This is a genomic window from Bacillus haynesii, assembly GCF_001969855.1.
GTDB lineage: Bacteria > Bacillota > Bacilli > Bacillales > Bacillaceae > Bacillus > Bacillus haynesii.
On sequence record NZ_MRBL01000024.1, the window covers coordinates 144,730 to 162,695 of the forward strand.

Sequence of the window (17,966 nt, forward strand, 5' to 3'; positions counted from 1 at the left end):
CCTTCAATTGATGAAGGTGTTTTCCAGCGATCTGAGAAAGACCTGGAAAACACCTCCTTTTTTCGTGTTATTAGTTTTTCAATTCGGCGATTCTTTTTTCTACAGCTTCACGTTTTGCCGTATAATCGGCTTCTTTTGCCCGCTCTTCTTCAATGACATGCGCAGGTGCTTTTTTCATAAATCCTTCATTGCTTAATTTCTTCTGAACCCGTTCTACTTCCTTCGTCAGCTTATCGAGTTCTTTTTGAAGGCGGCTGATTTCTTCCTCAATGTTAATCAGACCTTCGAGCGGCAAGATCAGCTCGGCGCCGGATACAACAGCGGTCATCGCTTTATCGACCGCTTGAATATCCGTTCCGATTTGAAGAAGGCTCGGATTCGTAAAGCGTTCCACGTACGAACGGTTTTCTTCAAGCCGTTCGGCGATTTCCGGCGTGCTTGTTTTAATATAAAGCTCAATCTGCTTGCTGAGCGGCGTGTTGACTTCGCTGCGGATGTTCCGCACGGCGCGGATGACTTCAACGAGAAGCTTCATATCCGCCGCGGCCTCGGTGTCCGTATATTCTTTGACGGCTTCAGGCCACTTGGCGACTGTAATGGATTCCCCTTCGTGAGGAAGATGCTGCCAAATCTCCTCCGTCAGGAAAGGCATAAACGGATGCAGGAGGCGCATCGTTTGATCCAGCACATACGCTAAAATGGAGCGGGTTGTCTTCTTCGCCGCTTCATCTTCACCGTAAAGCGGTAGTTTCGCCATTTCGATGTACCAGTCACAGAAATCATCCCAGATAAAATTGTAGAGATGGCGGCCAACCTCGCCGAATTCGTACTTGTCAGCCAGCTGTGTCACGGTTTCAATCGTTTCATTCAACCTTGTTAAAATCCACTTATCGGCAACGGATTTTTCGCCTGACAGATCAAGCTCTTCGTATGTCATGCCGTCCATGTTCATCAGGGCGAATCTTGATGCGTTCCAAATCTTGTTCGCAAAATTCCAAGTTGACTCCACTTTTTCAAAGCTGAAGCGTAAATCCTGCCCCGGAGAGCTTCCCGTCGCAAGGAAGTAGCGCAGCGAATCCGCTCCGTACTTATCGATCACATCCATCGGATCGACGCCGTTTCCGAGCGATTTGCTCATTTTCCGGCCCTGGTCATCGCGGATGAGCCCGTGGATCAGGACATCTTTAAACGGTCGCTCTCCGGTGAATTCGATACCTTGGAAGATCATTCTGGATACCCAGAAGAAAATAATATCATATCCTGTGACAAGGACGTTCGTCGGATAGTAGCGCTTGAAATCTTCCTCATCGATATCCGGCCAGCCCATCGTTGAAAACGGCCAAAGAGCGGAACTGAACCATGTATCAAGAACGTCTTTGTCCTGCTCCCAGTTTTGAGCATTTTCCGGCGCTTCAACGCCGACATAGATTTCACCCGTTTCTTTATGGTACCACGCCGGAATCCGGTGGCCCCACCAGAGCTGGCGGGAAATGCACCAGTCGCGAATATTTTCCATCCAGTGCAGATACGTTTTTTCAAAACGGTCAGGGACGAAGTTGACTTTTCCTTCGTTTTTTTGCAATTCGATGGCGGCATCGGCAAGCGGCTGCATTTGTACGAACCACTGCGTTGATAAGTACGGCTCAACGACTGCTCCGCTGCGTTCGCTGTGGCCGACCGAATGCGTATGTTCTTCAATCTTGAACAGCACGCCCTCTTCCTGAAGATCTTTCACGATCTGCTTGCGGCATTCAAAACGGTCCATGCCTTTATATTGAAGCGCATTGTCATTCATCGTGCCGTCTTCATTCATGACGAGAATGCGTTCAAGGTTGTGACGGTTTCCGATTTCAAAGTCGTTCGGATCATGGGCAGGCGTAATTTTAACGGCACCTGACCCGAATTCCATATCGACGTAGTCGTCTCCGACAATCGGAATTTCTCTGCCCGTGATCGGCAGAACGACCGTTTTTCCGATTAGGTGTTTGTACCGCTCGTCTTCCGGATGCACCGCAACCGCTGTATCGCCGAGCATCGTTTCCGGACGGGTCGTCGCAATTTCAATCGAGCCTGAACCGTCTTTCAGCGGATAGCGCATATGATAAAACGCACCTTGTACGTCTTTGTAGATGACTTCGATGTCAGACAGAGCCGTTTTAGTGGCCGGGTCCCAGTTAATGATATATTCTCCGCGGTAAATCAGCCCTTTTTCATAAAGCTTTACAAATACTTCGCGCACCGCTTTAGAAAGCCCTTCATCAAGGGTGAACCGCTCCCTTGAATAGTCGAGGCCGAGGCCGAGCTTTGCCCATTGGCTTCGAATAAAATCGGCATATTCCTCTTTCCATCTCCATGTTTCTTCGAGGAATTTTTCGCGTCCGAGATCATAGCGAGTTTTTCCTTCTTCACGAAGCTTCGCTTCTACTTTTGCCTGAGTTGCAATACCGGCGTGATCCATACCCGGCAGCCAGAGCACGTCATAGCCCTGCATTCGTTTCATTCTTGTCACGATATCCTGCAAGGTCGAATCCCAAGCATGCCCCAAGTGCAGCTTACCCGTCACATTCGGCGGGGGAATGACAACGGTATACGGTTCTTTTTGAGGATCGTTTTTCGCTTCGAAAAATTTGCCGTTCACCCAATAGTCGTATCTGTCTTTTTCAACTGCAGACGGATCGTATTTTGTCGGCATCGTCAGTTCTTGATTATCCATTTTCAAACCTCCAACAGTATTAAACGGCTGAACAATAGAAAAGAGCCCTCTTGATCCTTTTAAAAGGACGAAGAGAACTCTCTCGCGGTACCACCTTTTTTCATGAATGCGAAAAAACGCATTCACGCACTTAAATGGGATAACGGGACTTTCCCGAATTTCTCTACTTTTCTTTCGAGAAATTGCGCTCCTGGGCGACCTTCCAAAAAAGACTGACTGGGAGCCTTTCAGCGAACCGGCTTCCCTCTCTGCAAGCGTCTGTTTTTGTACTCTTCCCATTCAAAGCGGGTGATCATGGACTTTTCAGCACGTACTTTTTCTTTTTCTTATATTACTAAATCTTTTTCATTTTCGTCAATCATCTTTTCCGTTTTTCTCTTGTTTTATACGAGACTGGGCCATGCACACAAGCTCCTTTTCCTCATATGATGCTGTAACGAAAAGGAGAGGAGGCATAAGATGCGAAAAAAATTCAACACACATTCATTCCAGCCGTGGCTGAAGCAAGTCAGGCTTGTTGCTGTTCAAGTCGTCCTCCCGATCACGATCTTCCAGGGCATCCGCACGATCATCTTTCCTACCACATTTGATGTCCTCCTTTTGGGCATTCTCATATTCCTTGCGTGCGCCTTTCACCTTGACTGGATATAAGCACGAAAAAAGTCCGCATCATGATGATGGGGACTCTGTTTCTTCCTGCAGTTTTCTGTTTTCTTCCGTCTCGTGAATGCTCATCACAAGCGATTCAGCGTTTTTCATTTGCCAGTACGCCTTCAAAAGCCTTGTACAGGCTTCTTTTTCCCCGAACCTCTTCTCATGATCGTAGCGGTTCAGCACGCCGAATATAGGCCCGGGGTAAGCCATATAGCTGAGGAATAAGCTGATTTCTTCTTCCCGCAAAGGATAGACATTGTGATACGTATAAAACCAGTTTACACATTCCGTGCACATGACGGGGTTCGTCTTAAACATTCTTGTAAAAAATCCGATGAGATCATTCGCAGGCGGCGCGTGTCCCGCTTTCTCAAAGTTCGTAAAGTAACCCGTTCCGGTATCGTTATAGAGAAAATGCCGGACGGACAGCTGCCCGTGGTTTAAGACCATTCTTGAAGACTCTTTGTCTTTCATGGCTTCATACCAATCTTCAAGGCGGGCGAGCGCAAAGTCGGCAGCTGATATCGTCTCTTTGAAATACATGGCTGCCTGAAGCTGGAACGGGGACATATACCATTCGTTTTCCGCTCTTGAGATGAATTCTTCATATTTCTGTTTTTGTTGTTCCCATTTCCGTTTTGTCCGTTCAAAGTGCCCGAGTATTTCTTCTCGCCTCACGCCGAGCTCTTTTTCCGTCCGCTGGTGAAGAAGAGCGATTTCTTTAAACATATATTCGTGTTTTTGATCCCGCTCTTCCTCTCTTTCAAGAGTAAGCCAGGGCATGAGGTAGCAGACGTCTTCTCCGGCTTGCGTTAAAAATTCGCCCGTGCGGTTTCGATAGACGGGAACGAACTGCCTGTAGCCTTTTTCCTCCAGCATGATCATCTGTTCCGTGAAGCGGACATTTCTTGAAGCCGCCAATTTTTTCAGGGCGAATACACCGTGATCCGTATACACTTTCCATACCTTTGGACTGACCGATTCCATATATTCAGGCGTAAGACCGTACTCATTTAAAACAGACTGGATGCCTTCCATCGGTTTCACCACATTTTTATCAATGCATTAGGCATGGCTGTTTTGATAATCCGGTATATAAAGGATCTGTCCCTCTTTTAATTCCTCATCAAGGGAAAGGGAATTCATCCGGATGAGCTGCTGGACGTTAATATCATAGCGCTCGCACAGAAGATCAATGGTATCATTTTGCTGAACGATGCACATCCTCATTCGTGTAAACTCCTCCTCTCCCTGCTTTGTAAACAGCTTTGTCAAATAGAGAGCATTGTCGTTCTCCTTCGCTGACACTTCCTGTTCATCCGCTGCCGGCATTTCATCTCTTTCTTCTTCGGGCTCCGTCTGCTCATGAAACGAATATTCAGGGATTTCAATCGTATGCCCGGCTTCCTCTTCTTCATCAATCGCTTCTTTTTCATGTGTCACTTCAACCTCAAACGCCTCAGGCTCCCTGTCATTCTGCTCTTCCTTCAGAAGAGGCGGAACACCATAGAACGGGGTTTCTTTCGGTTCCTCATGAGGTTGATAAGTCCTTTGGAGCGGCTCCGGCTCTTCTTCCGCTTCTTCCCTTTTCAGCTCATATTCTTCTTCTTTCACTTCTTCTCTTTTCAGCTCATATTCTTCTTCTTTCACTTCTTCTCTTTTCAGCTCATATTCTTCTTCTTTCGCTTCTTCTCTTTTCAGCTCATATTCTTCTTCTTTTGCTTCTTCTCTTTTCAGCTCATATTCTTCTTCTTTTGCTTCTTCTCTTTTCAGCTCATATTCTTCTTCTTCCGGCTGTTCAAGAGCGGCTTCTTTTTGACTTTCCGTTTCGCGCTTCGTACGTTCTGCCGCCGACAAAGACGCCGTAAAAAACGGCTTCGTTTCCTCTGTGCCGTCTCCGAGAAACGACTGGTAAATCGGAACCGCTTCCTCATCGGTATCATGTTCTTCTGCGTCTTCATACGGCTGTTCTTCGTCCTGTTCTTCATAAGCTCTGTCAAGCTGGATCAAAAATTCTTTCTCTTCATCCTGTTCTTCGTCGTTTGAAGGCGGTCTGAAGGCAGGCTCGAGCTCCTCTTCCGGCTGGACGGCCGCAGGCATAGTACGCGGTTCTTCTTTACCCGCTTCACCGCTCACATTCAAGAGGCCTTCAATCGCCAAATCAGCTTGAATTGTCAGCATCCTCGCATCTGTCAGCTGATAATCGAAAGCGTCAATAAAAACAAATACGTCGTTTAAATGATTGACCTTGTCTTTCGGGATGGTGATATCCACTGGGAAACAATGCGTCAGCTCTGCGCTGCCGTCCCCTTTCAGCTTTACATCTTCCACAAATCGGCTTGTCGCAGGCAGTTCTGCATACTCCCGGGTTTGATCTATGTTGTATTCGCCTGTCAGCTCTAATGACCCTCGTATGGATACATAATCATTTACTTCCTGAACGGTAATGTCAGGATCCAATGAAATCGATAATAATTCGGATACTTCCTGTCCTTTTTGAAAACAGATTGACTCTTCTACAGAAAATTGCAAACGATTGTTTTGCGGCAAACTGATATCCTCCCTTCACCTAATTTTTAAAATTAGATGTCAGTAAAGATGTATGAGAAAAGCAGGCAGAATATGAACAGAAAAATCAGCAGCCGTTTCCGGCACCATGCAAAAAAGAGCCGCCGGCAATGTCCGGCAGCCCTTTTCTTTATCTGGAGCGGCTGATTCTTTCGAATACGCGTTCAGCAGCTTTAATCGTATGCTCAATGTCGTCATCCGTATGAGCTGTTGACAAGAACAGCCCTTCAAACTGTGAAGGCGGCAGGAACACGCCTTCATCGGCCATCCCTTTATAATATTCGGCAAACAGTCCGAGGTCAGACTGTTTCGCTGTATCATAATTGATGACCGGTTCATTTGTGAAGAAAAAGCCGATCATAGACCCTGCCCGGTTAAATGTACATGGAATGCCATTTTTCTCTGCAGCTTCAGAAATTCCTTTTTCCAAGCGGTCTGCTTTGCGGGAGAACTCCCGGTAGGATTCAGGAGTCAGCTGTTTCAATGTTTCGAGTCCGGCTGTCATGGCAAGCGGGTTGCCAGACAGCGTGCCGGCCTGATAGATCGGACCGCTCGGCGCAATTTTCTCCATGATTTCCGCCTTTCCTCCATAAGCGCCGACAGGCAGACCGCCGCCGATCACTTTTCCGAGGCACGTCAAATCAGGCGTCACTCCGAAATAGCCTTGCGCACAGTTGTAACCCACCCTGAAGCCTGTCATTACTTCATCAAAAATCAGCAGGGCGCCATGCGTTTCAGTCAGCTCACGAAGCCCTTCGAGAAACCCCTTAACCGGCGGTACGACACCCATATTACCCGCGACAGGTTCAACGATGACACCGGCAATGTCGTCTCCGAATTCTTGAAAGACAAGCTTCATGCTTTCCAGATCATTGTAAGGAACGGTAATCGTGTTTTTTGCAATGCTTTCCGGAACTCCGGGGCTGTCAGGGAGGCCGAGCGTCGCTACTCCCGAGCCCGCTTTAATCAGCAGGGAATCACCGTGTCCATGGTAGCAGCCTTCAAATTTCACGATTTTGTTACGGCCTGTGTATCCGCGCGCCAGCCGCAAGGCGCTCATCGTCGCCTCCGTACCGGAGCTCACCATCCGGACGATTTCTATGGAAGGAACGCGGTCGATGACAAGCTCGGCAAGCTCGGTTTCCAGTTCTGTCGGCGCACCGAAGCTTGTCCCGTATTCTGCCGTTTTTTGAATCTCTTTCACCACTTTTTCATTGCTGTGCCCTAAAATAAGCGGTCCCCATGACAAGACATAATCGATGTACTCGTTCCCGTCAATATCATAGATTTTTGATCCTTTTCCCCGCTCCATAAAAATCGGGTCCATGTTCACTGATTTAAAGGCTCTGACCGGGCTGTTCACCCCGCCCGGCATGACTCGTTGCGCCTCTTCGAATGCCGCCTTAGACTTCTCATAGCTCCGCATCCTCTAAAACCCCCAGTTCAAATTCTTATTCCGAAATCCATTTTGCCGCGTCTTTTGCAAAGTACGTAATGATCAAATCGGCGCCCGCCCGCTTCATGCTTGTCAGCATTTCGAGAACAAGAGCTTTTTCTTCAATCCAGCCGTTTTGGGCAGCGGCTTTGACCATTGCATACTCCCCGCTCACATTGTATCCGACAACAGGCAGGTTAAATTCGTTTTTCACTTCTCTAACGATATCAAGATATGAAAGCGTCGGCTTGACGATCAGGAAATCGGCGCCTTCTTCCACATCGGATTTTGCCTCCCGGAGAGCCTCCCTGCGGTTGGCATAATCCATTTGGTACGTCTTGCGATCGCCGAACTGCGGACTGCTTCCCGCAGCATCGCGGAACGGGCCGTAAAACGCGCTCGCATATTTTACAGCGTACGACATGATCGGCACATGTGTAAATCCTTCCTGATCAAGCGCCTCCCTGATGGCGGCAACGAAACCGTCCATCATGTTTGACGGCGCAATAATGTCAGCGCCTGCACGGGCTTGGCTGACGGCGGTTTTTGCTAAAAGAACGAGCGATTCATCATTTAAAATTTCACCGTTTTCAACCAGGCCGCAGTGACCGTGGTCCGTGTACTCGCATAGGCACGTATCTGCGATAACGACAAGCTCAGGAAAGTCTTGTTTAATTTGTGCAATCGCTTTTTGAACGATGCCGTGGTCGTGATAGGCTCCGCTTCCCACATCATCTTTGTGCTCTGGCACGCCGAAGACGATCACAGATTGAATGCCGAGGCTTGTGACTTCCTCCATCTCCTCTTTCAGCCTGTCCAAAGACAGCTGGTACACGCCCGGCATGGACGGGACTTCGCTTTTGACGTTCTCTTCCTCGGTAACAAATATCGGATAAATAAAGTCAGATGCTCTTAACTCGGTTTCCCTTACCAATTTCCGCATACCTGCTGTCGTCCGCAGGCGGCGGTGTCTTTGAAATGATGCTTCCATTTGTCATTCTCCCTTTCTTGAAATGCGGCACATTTCCCGCAGCATTCCGTCGATTGTATAGACGTCCGGCATATATGAAGGAATTCCGTAGTCCGACAGCGCCTTCTTTGTCAAAGGCCCGATCGTAATAAAAACCGTACGGTTCTTTTCGGCCCACGTTCTGCTCTCCTCTTTCAGAATGGACATGAATGTATGTACCGTCGAGGAACTGGTAAACGTTACAAAATCAAAAGACGCGTGCTTTGCCGCTTCCTTCAGCTCCAGAATTCCTCTTTCATCACGCACAGTTTCATACAAAATCCATTCTGAAACTTGAATTCCGAGGGGAGAGAGGGTTTTCTTGATGACGTCCCGGGACAAATTCCCTTTTAAAACGGCCACTTTGTCATGAGGGCCGGCATTTTGCTTGAGTGCCTCCGCCAAATGTTCAGCCACGTATAACTCCGGCATCAGATCGACAGAAAGATCCCTGTCGCGCAAATACCGTGCTGTTTTTTCACCGACAGCGGCAACCTTCGCCTTTGATGCGAGAGGAACGCTGAACCCGGCGTCCTTTAAATAAGAAAAAAAGAATTTTGCCCCGTTTACGCTTGTAAAAACAAGCCAGTCCGCGCTTTCAAGATCTGCCCGAAAGCGCTGGGCCGCCTCTGGCGGAAGGGCGGGCCGAAACGAAATCAATGACGTTAAAACAGCTTCTCCGCCCAAAGCCTCCACCTTTGCCCTAAAGGATTGGGCTTGCGCTTTATTGCGGGTGACGAGCACTTTCTTTCCCTGTAAAGGAAGATCATGCTTCATGGTCTTCCAGCTCCTGTTTCACCCGGTCAATCAGTGCCTTTGCTCCTTTTTCCGACATGATCGCCGCGCATTCTCTGCCGACAGCCTCCGGATCTTTTCCTTTTACGGTTTCTCTGTATACGGTTTTTCCGTCAGGCGATGCCACAAGACCGGTCAGTTCGATGACGCCGGCTTCGTCCATCGTTGCAAATCCTGCGATCGGCACTTGGCAGCCGCCTTCCATCGCATGAAGAAAAGCGCGCTCAGCTGTGACGGTCAGCTGTGTGTAGCGGTCGTTCAGGCGCGAAAAGAGGGACAGCAGCTCCTCATCCGAGCCTCTGCACTCGATCGCCAAAGCGCCTTGCCCAACGGCGGGAAGGCAGCTCTCTGGATCAAGAAATTCGGTGACGACATCGTCCTTCCAGCCCATTCTTGACAGGCCGGCCGCTGCTAAAATAATCGCGTCGTAATCTTCGGTTTCAAGTTTTTTCAGCCTTGTATCAATATTTCCCCTGATCCACTTGATCTTAAGGTCAGGGCGCATTTGCAAAAGCTGCGCGCTCCTTCTGAGGCTGCTCGTTCCGACAACCGCGCCTTGTTTCAGGTCGGCCAGCTTTTGACGGCCTTTTGAAATGAGAACGTCCCTGGCGTCTTCCCGTTTTGGAATGCAGCCGACCATCAGCCCTTCGGGAAGCGCCGACGGCATGTCCTTCATGCTGTGAACGGCCATATCAATTTCCCCGGACAGCATCGCCTGTTCGATTTCTTTGACGAACAGGCCTTTTCCGCCGACCTTTGACAGCGTAACATCCAATATCCGGTCGCCTTTTGTAACGATTTCCTTTATTTCAAACGTGAAATCCGGATTTAATTCCTCGAGCTTTTTGATCACCCATTTTGTCTGGGTCATCGCCAATTTGCTTCTTCTTGAGCCTACAATGATGTTCCTCATGTTTTCTTCCTCCCAATCCGTCACGGGCAACCGTTTTAACTAACTAAACCAATGAAATTGCGAAAAGCTCCCTAGCAAAAAGAAATTGATTAAAAGAACAAGAAAAGATGCGGCATTCCACATGGCCGCGATTCTTCCCTGCAGCTCTTTGACAATCCTGATAAATAAATAGTATCCGTATAAAAAAAGCAGCACGATCGATCCGAGCACTTTCGGATCGGCCCAGTACAGAGTTTCAAGCGATACATACGACCAGATAATCCCCAGAATCAGGCTCAGCAGAAGCATGGGAACGCCGATGAGATTAAGGACATAAGCCATATGATCAAGTTTTGACAAATCTTCGATTCTCAAGAGCCATTTCCCCCACTTTTTCTTTTTCAATAAGCGGTACTGAAAAAGATACAGCACGGAAAAGACAAAGGACAATGAAAATGCTCCATACGAAAGAATCGCCATTGTAATGTGGATGATCAGGAGCTCGGACACGAGCCTGCCCGAAAGCTCGGCTGACTGCTGGGCCGTCGGCGTAAACGTGTGGATCGCCGCCATTGAAAAGCCGATGAGATTGGTGAAAAAAACGAGAAATTCCACTTTCAAAAGCTTCGTCAAAACGAGAGACAGCGTGACGAGTACCCACGCGTAAAAATAAAGCCCCTGCGCATTATTCAAAACAGGAAACTGATCTGTGTACTGCATGAAATAAAAAAGGTATACCGTCTGGAGAATCCAGACAATAGAAAGCAACCAGAAGGCCGCTTTGCCCGCCTTCCGGTTGTGCTGTAAAAAGTCTATAAAATAAAAGAGAACAGTGAGCGCGTACAACACGATTGTAACTTCGTTAAGCCTTGCTAACAATGTGTCTGTCATGTCTGTCACTCGCTCGCGATAGAAGTCAAACCCTGCTGGTTTTGCCGCTTAAATGCATGAACCGGCTGACGTTCGTCTTGTTTCTCCCCGTCAGGAAAAGCCGCTTCTTCAATATCAAAAATCTGCGTGAACAGCGCAAGCTTTTCTTCGGCGTCAGCTTCTGACGCAAACTCCTTCACTTTTAAAATCGGGTCGCGCAAAAGCTGGTTGATAATGCTTTTCGTATGCTTATTTAAAAGTTTTTTCTCCCTTGTGCTCAAATGAGGGAGTTTCCGTTCGATGCTCTGCATCGTTTCCGCCTGGATTGTCAAAGCTTTTTCCCTGAGAGCAGAGATGACCGGCACGACGCCGAGCGTATTCAGCCATTGTTTAAAAGCAACGATCTCAGCTTCAATAATCAGCTCCACTTCTTCAGCAACGGCCTGACGCTCCTTCAAATTTTCTTCGACGATCCCTTCAAGATCGTCAATATCGTACAGGAAGACGCCTTCCACTTCGCTGAGAGCCGGGTCAAGATCCCGCGGCACGGCAATATCCACCATAAATAGCGGACAGCCTTTGCGAAGCTTATTGACATGTTCGATCATCTCTTTTGTGACGACATAGCCGCTGGCGCCGGTTGAACTGATGAGAATGTCGGCTTCCATCAAAGCGCATTGCAGCTCATTCAAGCTTTTCGCTGCGCCTGAAAAACGGCCGGCAAGCTCCTTCGCTTTTGAAAATGTTCTGTTGATCACCGTAACCTGTCCGATTCCGTGGCCGTGCAAGTTTTGAACCGCAAGCTCACCCATTTTGCCCGCGCCGAGAATCAGCACGTGTTTATCGGAAAGGTCGCCGAAGATTTTCCTGGCAAGCTCGACGGCGGCATAGCTGACGGATACAGCATTTGAAGCAATGTCCGTTTCGGCATGGCAGCGCTTCGCGACGGTGACCGCCTGCTTAAACAAATAATTGAAAACGGTACCAATTGTTTTCTCTTCCTGAGCCAGCTTAAAACTTGTACGCACTTGGCCCAAAATCTGCGTTTCTCCAATAACCATCGAATCCAATCCGCACGATACACGGAAAAGGTGTTCAACGGCTCCGTCGTTTTCATAAAACTTCAAGTAAGGCGAAATGTCCTCCTTGCTTAATCCGAACCAGTTCGCCAAAAACATTTTCATATAATAACGTCCGGTGTGCAGCTGATCAACGACTGCATACAGCTCTGTCCGGTTGCATGTCGACACGATGATGTTCTCAAGTATGCTTTTTTCTTCTTTCAATTGCGACATCGCCTGCCCCAGCTCATCCGGCTGAAAGGTTAACTTTTCACGTATATCAACAGGGGCTGATTTGTAATCCAATCCCACGACAAGTATATGCATAACTCTTGCTTGCACCCCCAACATCTATCTAAATTAGAATGATTATAATATAGAATTTATTATTCAAAACGATTATAACATATATTCACTATTTTCTCTTCCCAAAATGTGAACAGATTTTAAAAAAATGATGTGATATAGTAGAAAATGTGTTTCTATTTCTTTCACTACATCAAGAAGGTGATACTTTGAAAAAGAAATCTGTTTTGCTTCCATTGCTGTTGATAGCCGTGGCTGTCTACGCCTTTTTGCGATCCGGCCGGATCAGCCTGTTTGACGGACAGGAAGAATGGTCTGTACTCGCGGGTCTCGTCGGACTGGCTCTTTTTTATCAGGGGCAGAAAGAAGCCGATTCCGCCCATTCCTTTGCAGGGCTCTTAATGACAGCGATCGGCGTTTATTTCACATTTAAAGAGGACTATTTCAGCCGCGCAGATGATTTTGCGGTCATCGTGCTGATCTTCGGTGCGGCGCTTCTTGTCAAATCGTTTAAGACAAAAGAATATCAATATGAGAGTCTGCTGATGATCGCCGTCGCCCTCTACCTTTACTTTTTCCGGCAGATTGCCGCCTGGCTGAAGTCGGCGAATATCGAGACGGCATATGTAGAAGCTTATTGGCCGGCTGCTTTTATAGCGGTTAGTCTGCTCTTATTATTCTTAAAAAGAAAATAGTTTATTCAAGAAAAAGCACTTGCATCAATTTCGCAAGTGCTTTCTCTTTTATTTCGCGATCATTTGCTCGATCGCCGACCATGCTTCTTGTTTACCCTTTTTCGTTTCGGAGGAAAACAATATGAGCTGGTCTTCTTTTTCTATATTAAGCGTCTCTTTGACGACTTTGGCATGCTTTTCCCATTTACCTTTAGGGATTTTATCCGCCTTTGTCGCAATCACGATCACAGGAATGTCATAATGCTTTAAAAAGTCGTACATGATGACATCATCCTGTGAAGGAGCATGCCTGAGATCGACGATTTGGACGACCGCTTTCAGTTCTTCGCGGGATGTCAAATACGTCTCTATCATACGGCCCCAGGCCTCGCGCTCCGTTTTGGAGACTTTTGCAAATCCGTAGCCGGGCACATCGACAAAGTGAAGGACATCGTTAATGATATAAAAGTTTAATGTTTGTGTTTTGCCCGGTTTTGAAGATGTCCTCGCTAAGTTTTTACGGTTAATCATTGTGTTGATGAATGACGATTTTCCGACATTGGATCTCCCGGCAAGGGCGATTTCCGGCAGTCCCCCTTCAGGGTACTGCTCGGGTTTCACCGCACTGATGACAATCTCTGATTTCGTTACTTTCATTTCTCTTCTCCTACTAGCGCATGCTTTAGAACTTCGTCCAGGTGAGCGACGGGAATGAAGGTCAAGCCTTCCCGCACGCTGTTTGGAATGTCCTCAATGTCTTTTTCATTGTCTTTCGGCATAATGACAGTCTTTAAGCCGGCACGGTGTGCGCCGAGCGCCTTTTCCTTCAAGCCGCCGATCGGAAGAACGCGGCCTCTTAACGTGATTTCGCCGGTCATGCCGACATTTCGTGAAACAGGTCGGCCCGTCAGCGCTGAGACAAGAGCTGTCGCCATTGTGATCCCCGCGGATGGGCCGTCCTTCGGAACAGCTCCTTCAGGCACGTGAATGTGAATATCATGTTTTTCATGAAAGTCAGGGTTGATGTTCAACTCTTCCGCTTTTGAACGGACATAGCTGAATGCGGCCTGCGCCGACTCTCTCATGACATCGCCGAGCTTTCCGGTCAAAATGAGTTTGCCTTTCCCGGGGGAAAGAGACACTTCGATAGACAGCGTATCTCCGCCGACCGTCGTGTAGGCAAGACCTGTGACAACGCCGATCTGATCGTCGAGCTCAGCCTGTCCGTATCTGAACATTCTTTTTCCTAAATAATCTTCAAGGTTTTTGTCTGTGACCGTAATTCTTTTTCTTTCCCCTGATACGATCAGCTTTGCCGCTTTTCTGCATATCGCCGCGATTTGGCGCTCAAGGCTTCTGACGCCGGCTTCCCTCGTATAATAGCGAATGACGTCCAAGACAGCCTGCTCCCGTATTTGCAGATTGGATTTTTTCAGACCGTGTTCTTTCAGCTGTTTTGGAAGCAAATGATCTTTGACGATTTCGACCTTTTCCACTTCCGTATAGCCGGCGATCGTGATGATCTCCATACGGTCTCTGAGCGGGCCGGGGATTGTGGCCAGGTTGTTCGCGGTTGCGATAAACAAAACCTTTGATAAGTCAAATGTCTCTTCAATATAATGGTCGCTGAACGTATGGTTTTGTTCAGGATCGAGCACTTCCAGCATCGCTGAAGCAGGATCTCCCCTGAAATCCGAAGCCATTTTGTCAATCTCGTCCAAAAGGAACACGGGATTGTTCTTGCCTGCTTTTTTCATCCCCTGAATGATGCGGCCCGGCATGGCGCCTACATAAGTGCGGCGGTGGCCGCGGATTTCAGATTCATCCCTCACGCCGCCAAGGGAAATGCGGACAAATTTGCGCCCGAGCGATTTGGCGATCGATTTGGCCAGCGAGGTTTTTCCAACACCCGGAGGTCCGGCCAAGCATAAGATCGGGCCTTTTAACGAGCGGGTCAGCTTTTGGACTGCCAAATATTCGAGAACCCGCTCTTTCACTTTTTCAAGCCCATGATGTTCTTCATCAAGGATTTGACTGGCAAGCTTTAAATCAAGCCTGTCTTCTGTCGCATCGTTCCATGGGAGGGAAATAAGCCATTCAATATAATTGCGGATAACAGAGCTTTCAGCTGAGCTGGACGGAATTTTTTCGTACCGGTTCAGCTCTTTAAGCGCGGTTTCTTTCACATTATCAGGCATTCCGGCCTGCTCGATTTTTTCAGTCAGCTTTTGGACCTCACCCGTTTTTCCTTCTTTATCACCAAGCTCTTTTTGGATGGCTTTCATCTGCTCGCGCAGGTAATATTCCTTTTGCGTTCTTTCCATTGAACGCTTGACGCGCTGCCCGATCTTCTTCTCAATCTCAAGGACTTCTTTTTCGTTGTGAATCAGGTCGATCACTTTGTTCAATCTGGCTTTGACATCGATCGTTTCCAGCACTTCCTGCTTGTCTTTCAGCTTAAGCGGCAGGTGGGAGGCGACGATATCGGCCATTCTTCCCGGCTCTTCAATATCTGTCACAGCGGCAAATGTTTCAGCCGATATTTTTTTTGAAATCTTTATGTATTGATCGAAGTGGTCAAGCAATGTGCGCATGAGTGCTTCATCTTCAACATCTTTTTCAGTCTCTTCATCGATTCGCTCGATTTTTACAGACGTATATTCATCTAAATCGTGGTACTCAAGAATGCGGGCGCGCTGCAGCCCCTCCACCAAAACGCGGATCGTTCCGTTCGGCAGCTTGAGCATCTGCTTGATTTTCGTATAGGTTCCGAATGTAAAAATCTCGTCTTCATCCGGTTCGTCTATGGATATGTCCTTTTGCGTTGCCAAAAAGATCATATGGTCATTCATCATCGCCTGTTCAAGCGCCTGAACCGACTTTTCACGCCCGACGTCAAGGTGCAAAACCATCGTCGGATAGACGAGTAAACCTCTTAAAGGGAGGAGCGGGATGTTTCGTTTCGTTTCATCTGCCATTTTGACTGACACCTCCGTAACTTTAGTATGAACCATTATAATATACTTTTTTTATCCCTGTACAATTGTAAGCCCGGCGAAATAAAAAGGGTCTCCTGTAGTATACCCTTTCTTTCAGTTCTGAAAAAGGAAAAGATGTCCTCCGCTAAGAAAACATGCCGGCACCTGCAGCTCCGGGCTTCCGAGAAATCCGGACCGAAAAAAATCCCCATCTGAAACGATGGGGATTTAAACGGATTCTCTTTTCATTTGAACGCCGTCAGGTATTTCTGAAGGAGGGTTGACCAATGCGAGGTCCAGTACTTCCTGCAAGGTTTTGACGGGAATGATATGTACACCTTCTATCCGCTTTAAAATTGACTGGACATTTTCGTGCGGAATAATGACCGTTTTTGCCCCCGCATGCTTGGCCGCTTTGATTTTCGGAATCACGCCGCCGATCGGCTTTACCCGGCCGTTCAGACTGATTTCCCCCGTCATGGCGACAGTATGGTCTATCGGAATCTTATGAATGGCGGAGAATATGCCCGCTGCCATTGCAATGCCTGCAGATGGTCCGTCAACCGGGATACCGCCGGGGAAATTCACGTGAATATCATAATCCGAAGCTTTTACTCCCATTGTCCGCAATACAGTCATAACATTTTCGACCGACCCTTTCGCCATGCTTTTCCGGCGGATCGATTTTGACTGGTTGCCGATATTCTCTTCTTCTGCAATGCCCGTGATATTAATTGATCCTTTATCAGCAGCCTGATTGACTGTGACTTCAATTTCGAGCAGCGAACCGCTGTTAGGGCCGTGGACGGCAAGTCCGTTGACGATGCCGACCTGCGGTTTAGAGGCGATTTTTTGTTCATATTTCGGTGTCAGCTGGCTCGAATGGATCACCCATTCGATATCTTCAACCGTCACCTCGTCACGCTCTTCAGTCAAAGCCATTCCGGCGGCGATTTGCATCATATTGACAACTTCGCGGCCGTTTCTCGCATACCGCGTCAACAGGTCAAGTCCTTCCTCTGCAACTCGCTTCTGAATCTTATCAGCTGCTTTTTTGGCGACCGTTTTTAATTCGTGCTTTTCAAGGTCGCGGAAGAACACTTCCAGACATCTCGACCGAATGGCAGGCGGGATTTCGTCAGGCATCCTCGTCGTCGCGCCGATCAGTCTGAAATCCGCCGGCAGCCCATTTTGAAAAATGTCGTGGATGTGTTTGGGGATTTGCGTGTTTTCTTCACTGTAATAGGCGCTTTCCAAAAACACTTTCCGATCTTCAAGCACCTTCAGCATTTTATTCATTTGAATCGGATGAAGCTCTCCGATTTCGTCGATGAATAATACCCCACCGTGTGCATGTGTGACGGCTCCTTGCTTTGGCTGTGGAATTCCGGCCTGCCCCATCGCTCCGGCACCCTGATAAATCGGATCGTGGACCGAACCGATCAACGGGTCGGCGATCCCCCGCTCGTCGAAGCGGGCCGTTGTCGCGTCAAGCTCGACAAAGACGGAATGTTCCTGGAATGGTGAGCGCTTGTTCTTTTTCGCTTCTTCGAGGACAAGCCTTGCAGCTGCCGTTTTCCCCACACCTGGAGGGCCGTAAATAATGACATGCTGCGGATTCGGTCCGCAAAGGGCGGCTTTCAGCGCTTTAATGCCGTCCTCCTGGCCGACGATGTCTTTAAAAGCCGTCGGCCTCACCTTTTCCGATAACGGTTCTGATAAATGGATTGATCTCATTTTCCGGAGCTGTTCCATCTCTTTTTTGGACTCTCTGTCTATCGTAACCTTTTGGGTTCTTTGATTTTTGAGCAAATTCCAAAAATATAATCCGATGATGATCCCGAAAAATAGTTGTACAAAAAGTGCAATGCTCGTCCAGCTCAACTGATGGTCCCTCCTGAAATGGTTTCGTATCTGAGTATGTCAGATAGTATTTCCTGATCAGGGAGGGAATAAACGTAGAGAAAGGGATAATTTTGCTTTTCAAACCGTCATTCTGTTCCGGGTGCCG

General features: G+C 47.9%; 14 protein-coding genes and 1 other annotated feature. Of the genes, 2 read left to right on the forward strand and 12 right to left on the reverse strand.

The annotated features are described in order from the left end of the window. Nucleotides 1–70: 70 nt before the first annotated feature. Nucleotides 71–2,713, reverse strand: a complete 2,643-nt coding sequence (locus BTA31_RS19540) for a valine--tRNA ligase (RefSeq protein ID WP_076793581.1) — start codon at nt 2,711–2,713, stop codon at nt 71–73. Nucleotides 2,714–2,773: 60 nt separating this feature from the next. Next, nucleotides 2,774–3,005, reverse strand: a binding site (T-box leader). A gap of 167 nt (nt 3,006–3,172) precedes the next feature. On the opposite strand from BTA31_RS19540, the gene BTA31_RS19545 reads away from it, so the two are divergent. Then, nucleotides 3,173–3,364 (forward strand): hypothetical protein, encoded by a 192-nt coding sequence (locus tag BTA31_RS19545; RefSeq protein WP_020452457.1) that lies wholly within the window; start codon nt 3,173–3,175, stop codon nt 3,362–3,364. 18 nt (nt 3,365–3,382) lie between these two features. Here the strand turns inward: BTA31_RS19545 and ysxE are convergent, their stop codons facing one another. The 8 genes from ysxE to hemA all read right to left on the reverse strand — a co-directional run bounded on the left by ysxE (nt 3,383) and on the right by hemA (nt 12,324). Next, the gene (gene ysxE, locus BTA31_RS19550) at nt 3,383–4,405 is read right to left on the reverse strand and encodes a spore coat protein YsxE (RefSeq protein WP_076793582.1); all 1,023 of its coding nucleotides are present in this window, start codon (nt 4,403–4,405) and stop codon (nt 3,383–3,385) included. Between the two features lie 27 nt (nt 4,406–4,432). Then, nucleotides 4,433–5,917 carry a LysM peptidoglycan-binding domain-containing protein gene (locus BTA31_RS19555; protein ID WP_076793583.1) on the reverse strand — a complete coding sequence of 495 codons (1,485 nt, stop codon included), beginning with the start codon at nt 5,915–5,917 and terminating at the stop codon, nt 4,433–4,435. A gap of 148 nt (nt 5,918–6,065) precedes the next feature. After that, nucleotides 6,066–7,361: a glutamate-1-semialdehyde 2,1-aminomutase gene (hemL, locus tag BTA31_RS19560; RefSeq protein WP_043925387.1), complete on the reverse strand. Its 1,296-nt coding sequence runs from the start codon at nt 7,359–7,361 to the stop codon at nt 6,066–6,068. Nucleotides 7,362–7,386: 25 nt separating this feature from the next. After that, the gene (gene hemB, locus BTA31_RS19565; RefSeq protein ID WP_043925386.1) at nt 7,387–8,361 is read right to left on the reverse strand and encodes a porphobilinogen synthase; all 975 of its coding nucleotides are present in this window, start codon (nt 8,359–8,361) and stop codon (nt 7,387–7,389) included. A 3-nt stretch (nt 8,362–8,364) separates the two neighbouring features. Beyond that, entirely contained in the window at nt 8,365–9,156 is a 792-nt protein-coding gene (locus tag BTA31_RS19570) for a uroporphyrinogen-III synthase (protein ID WP_076793584.1), read from the reverse strand. Beyond that, complete coding sequence (gene hemC, locus BTA31_RS19575; protein WP_076793585.1) at nt 9,146–10,087, reverse strand: hydroxymethylbilane synthase; 942 nt, start codon at nt 10,085–10,087, stop codon at nt 9,146–9,148. Before hemC ends, BTA31_RS19570 begins: the two co-directional genes overlap by 11 nt. 39 nt (nt 10,088–10,126) lie before the next feature. Then, on the reverse strand, nt 10,127–10,957 hold the full coding sequence (locus tag BTA31_RS19580; protein WP_043925432.1) for a cytochrome c biogenesis protein: 831 nt from the start codon (nt 10,955–10,957) through the stop codon (nt 10,127–10,129). A 5-nt stretch (nt 10,958–10,962) separates the two neighbouring features. Beyond that, a complete protein-coding gene (gene hemA / locus BTA31_RS19585) occupies nt 10,963–12,324 on the reverse strand; it encodes a glutamyl-tRNA reductase (RefSeq protein ID WP_076793586.1) in 1,362 nt (453 codons plus the stop codon). Nucleotides 12,325–12,512: 188 nt separating this feature from the next. Here hemA and BTA31_RS19590 point away from each other — a divergent pair, with 188 nt between their 5' ends. Beyond that, entirely contained in the window at nt 12,513–12,998 is a 486-nt protein-coding gene (locus BTA31_RS19590) for a hypothetical protein (RefSeq protein ID WP_043926304.1), read from the forward strand. Nucleotides 12,999–13,046: 48 nt separating this feature from the next. Here the strand turns inward: BTA31_RS19590 and yihA are convergent, their stop codons facing one another. The 3 genes from yihA to lonB form a co-directional block, all read right to left on the reverse strand. Next, nucleotides 13,047–13,634 carry a ribosome biogenesis GTP-binding protein YihA/YsxC gene (yihA, locus tag BTA31_RS19595; RefSeq protein WP_043926305.1) on the reverse strand — a complete coding sequence of 196 codons (588 nt, stop codon included), beginning with the start codon at nt 13,632–13,634 and terminating at the stop codon, nt 13,047–13,049. After that, a complete protein-coding gene (lon, locus tag BTA31_RS19600) occupies nt 13,631–15,955 on the reverse strand; it encodes an endopeptidase La (RefSeq protein WP_076793587.1) in 2,325 nt (774 codons plus the stop codon). The genes yihA and lon overlap by 4 nt, the downstream gene beginning before the upstream one ends. A gap of 228 nt (nt 15,956–16,183) precedes the next feature. Then, nucleotides 16,184–17,839 carry an ATP-dependent protease LonB gene (lonB, locus tag BTA31_RS19605; protein WP_076793588.1) on the reverse strand — a complete coding sequence of 552 codons (1,656 nt, stop codon included), beginning with the start codon at nt 17,837–17,839 and terminating at the stop codon, nt 16,184–16,186. Between the last annotated feature and the right edge of the window lie 127 nt (nt 17,840–17,966).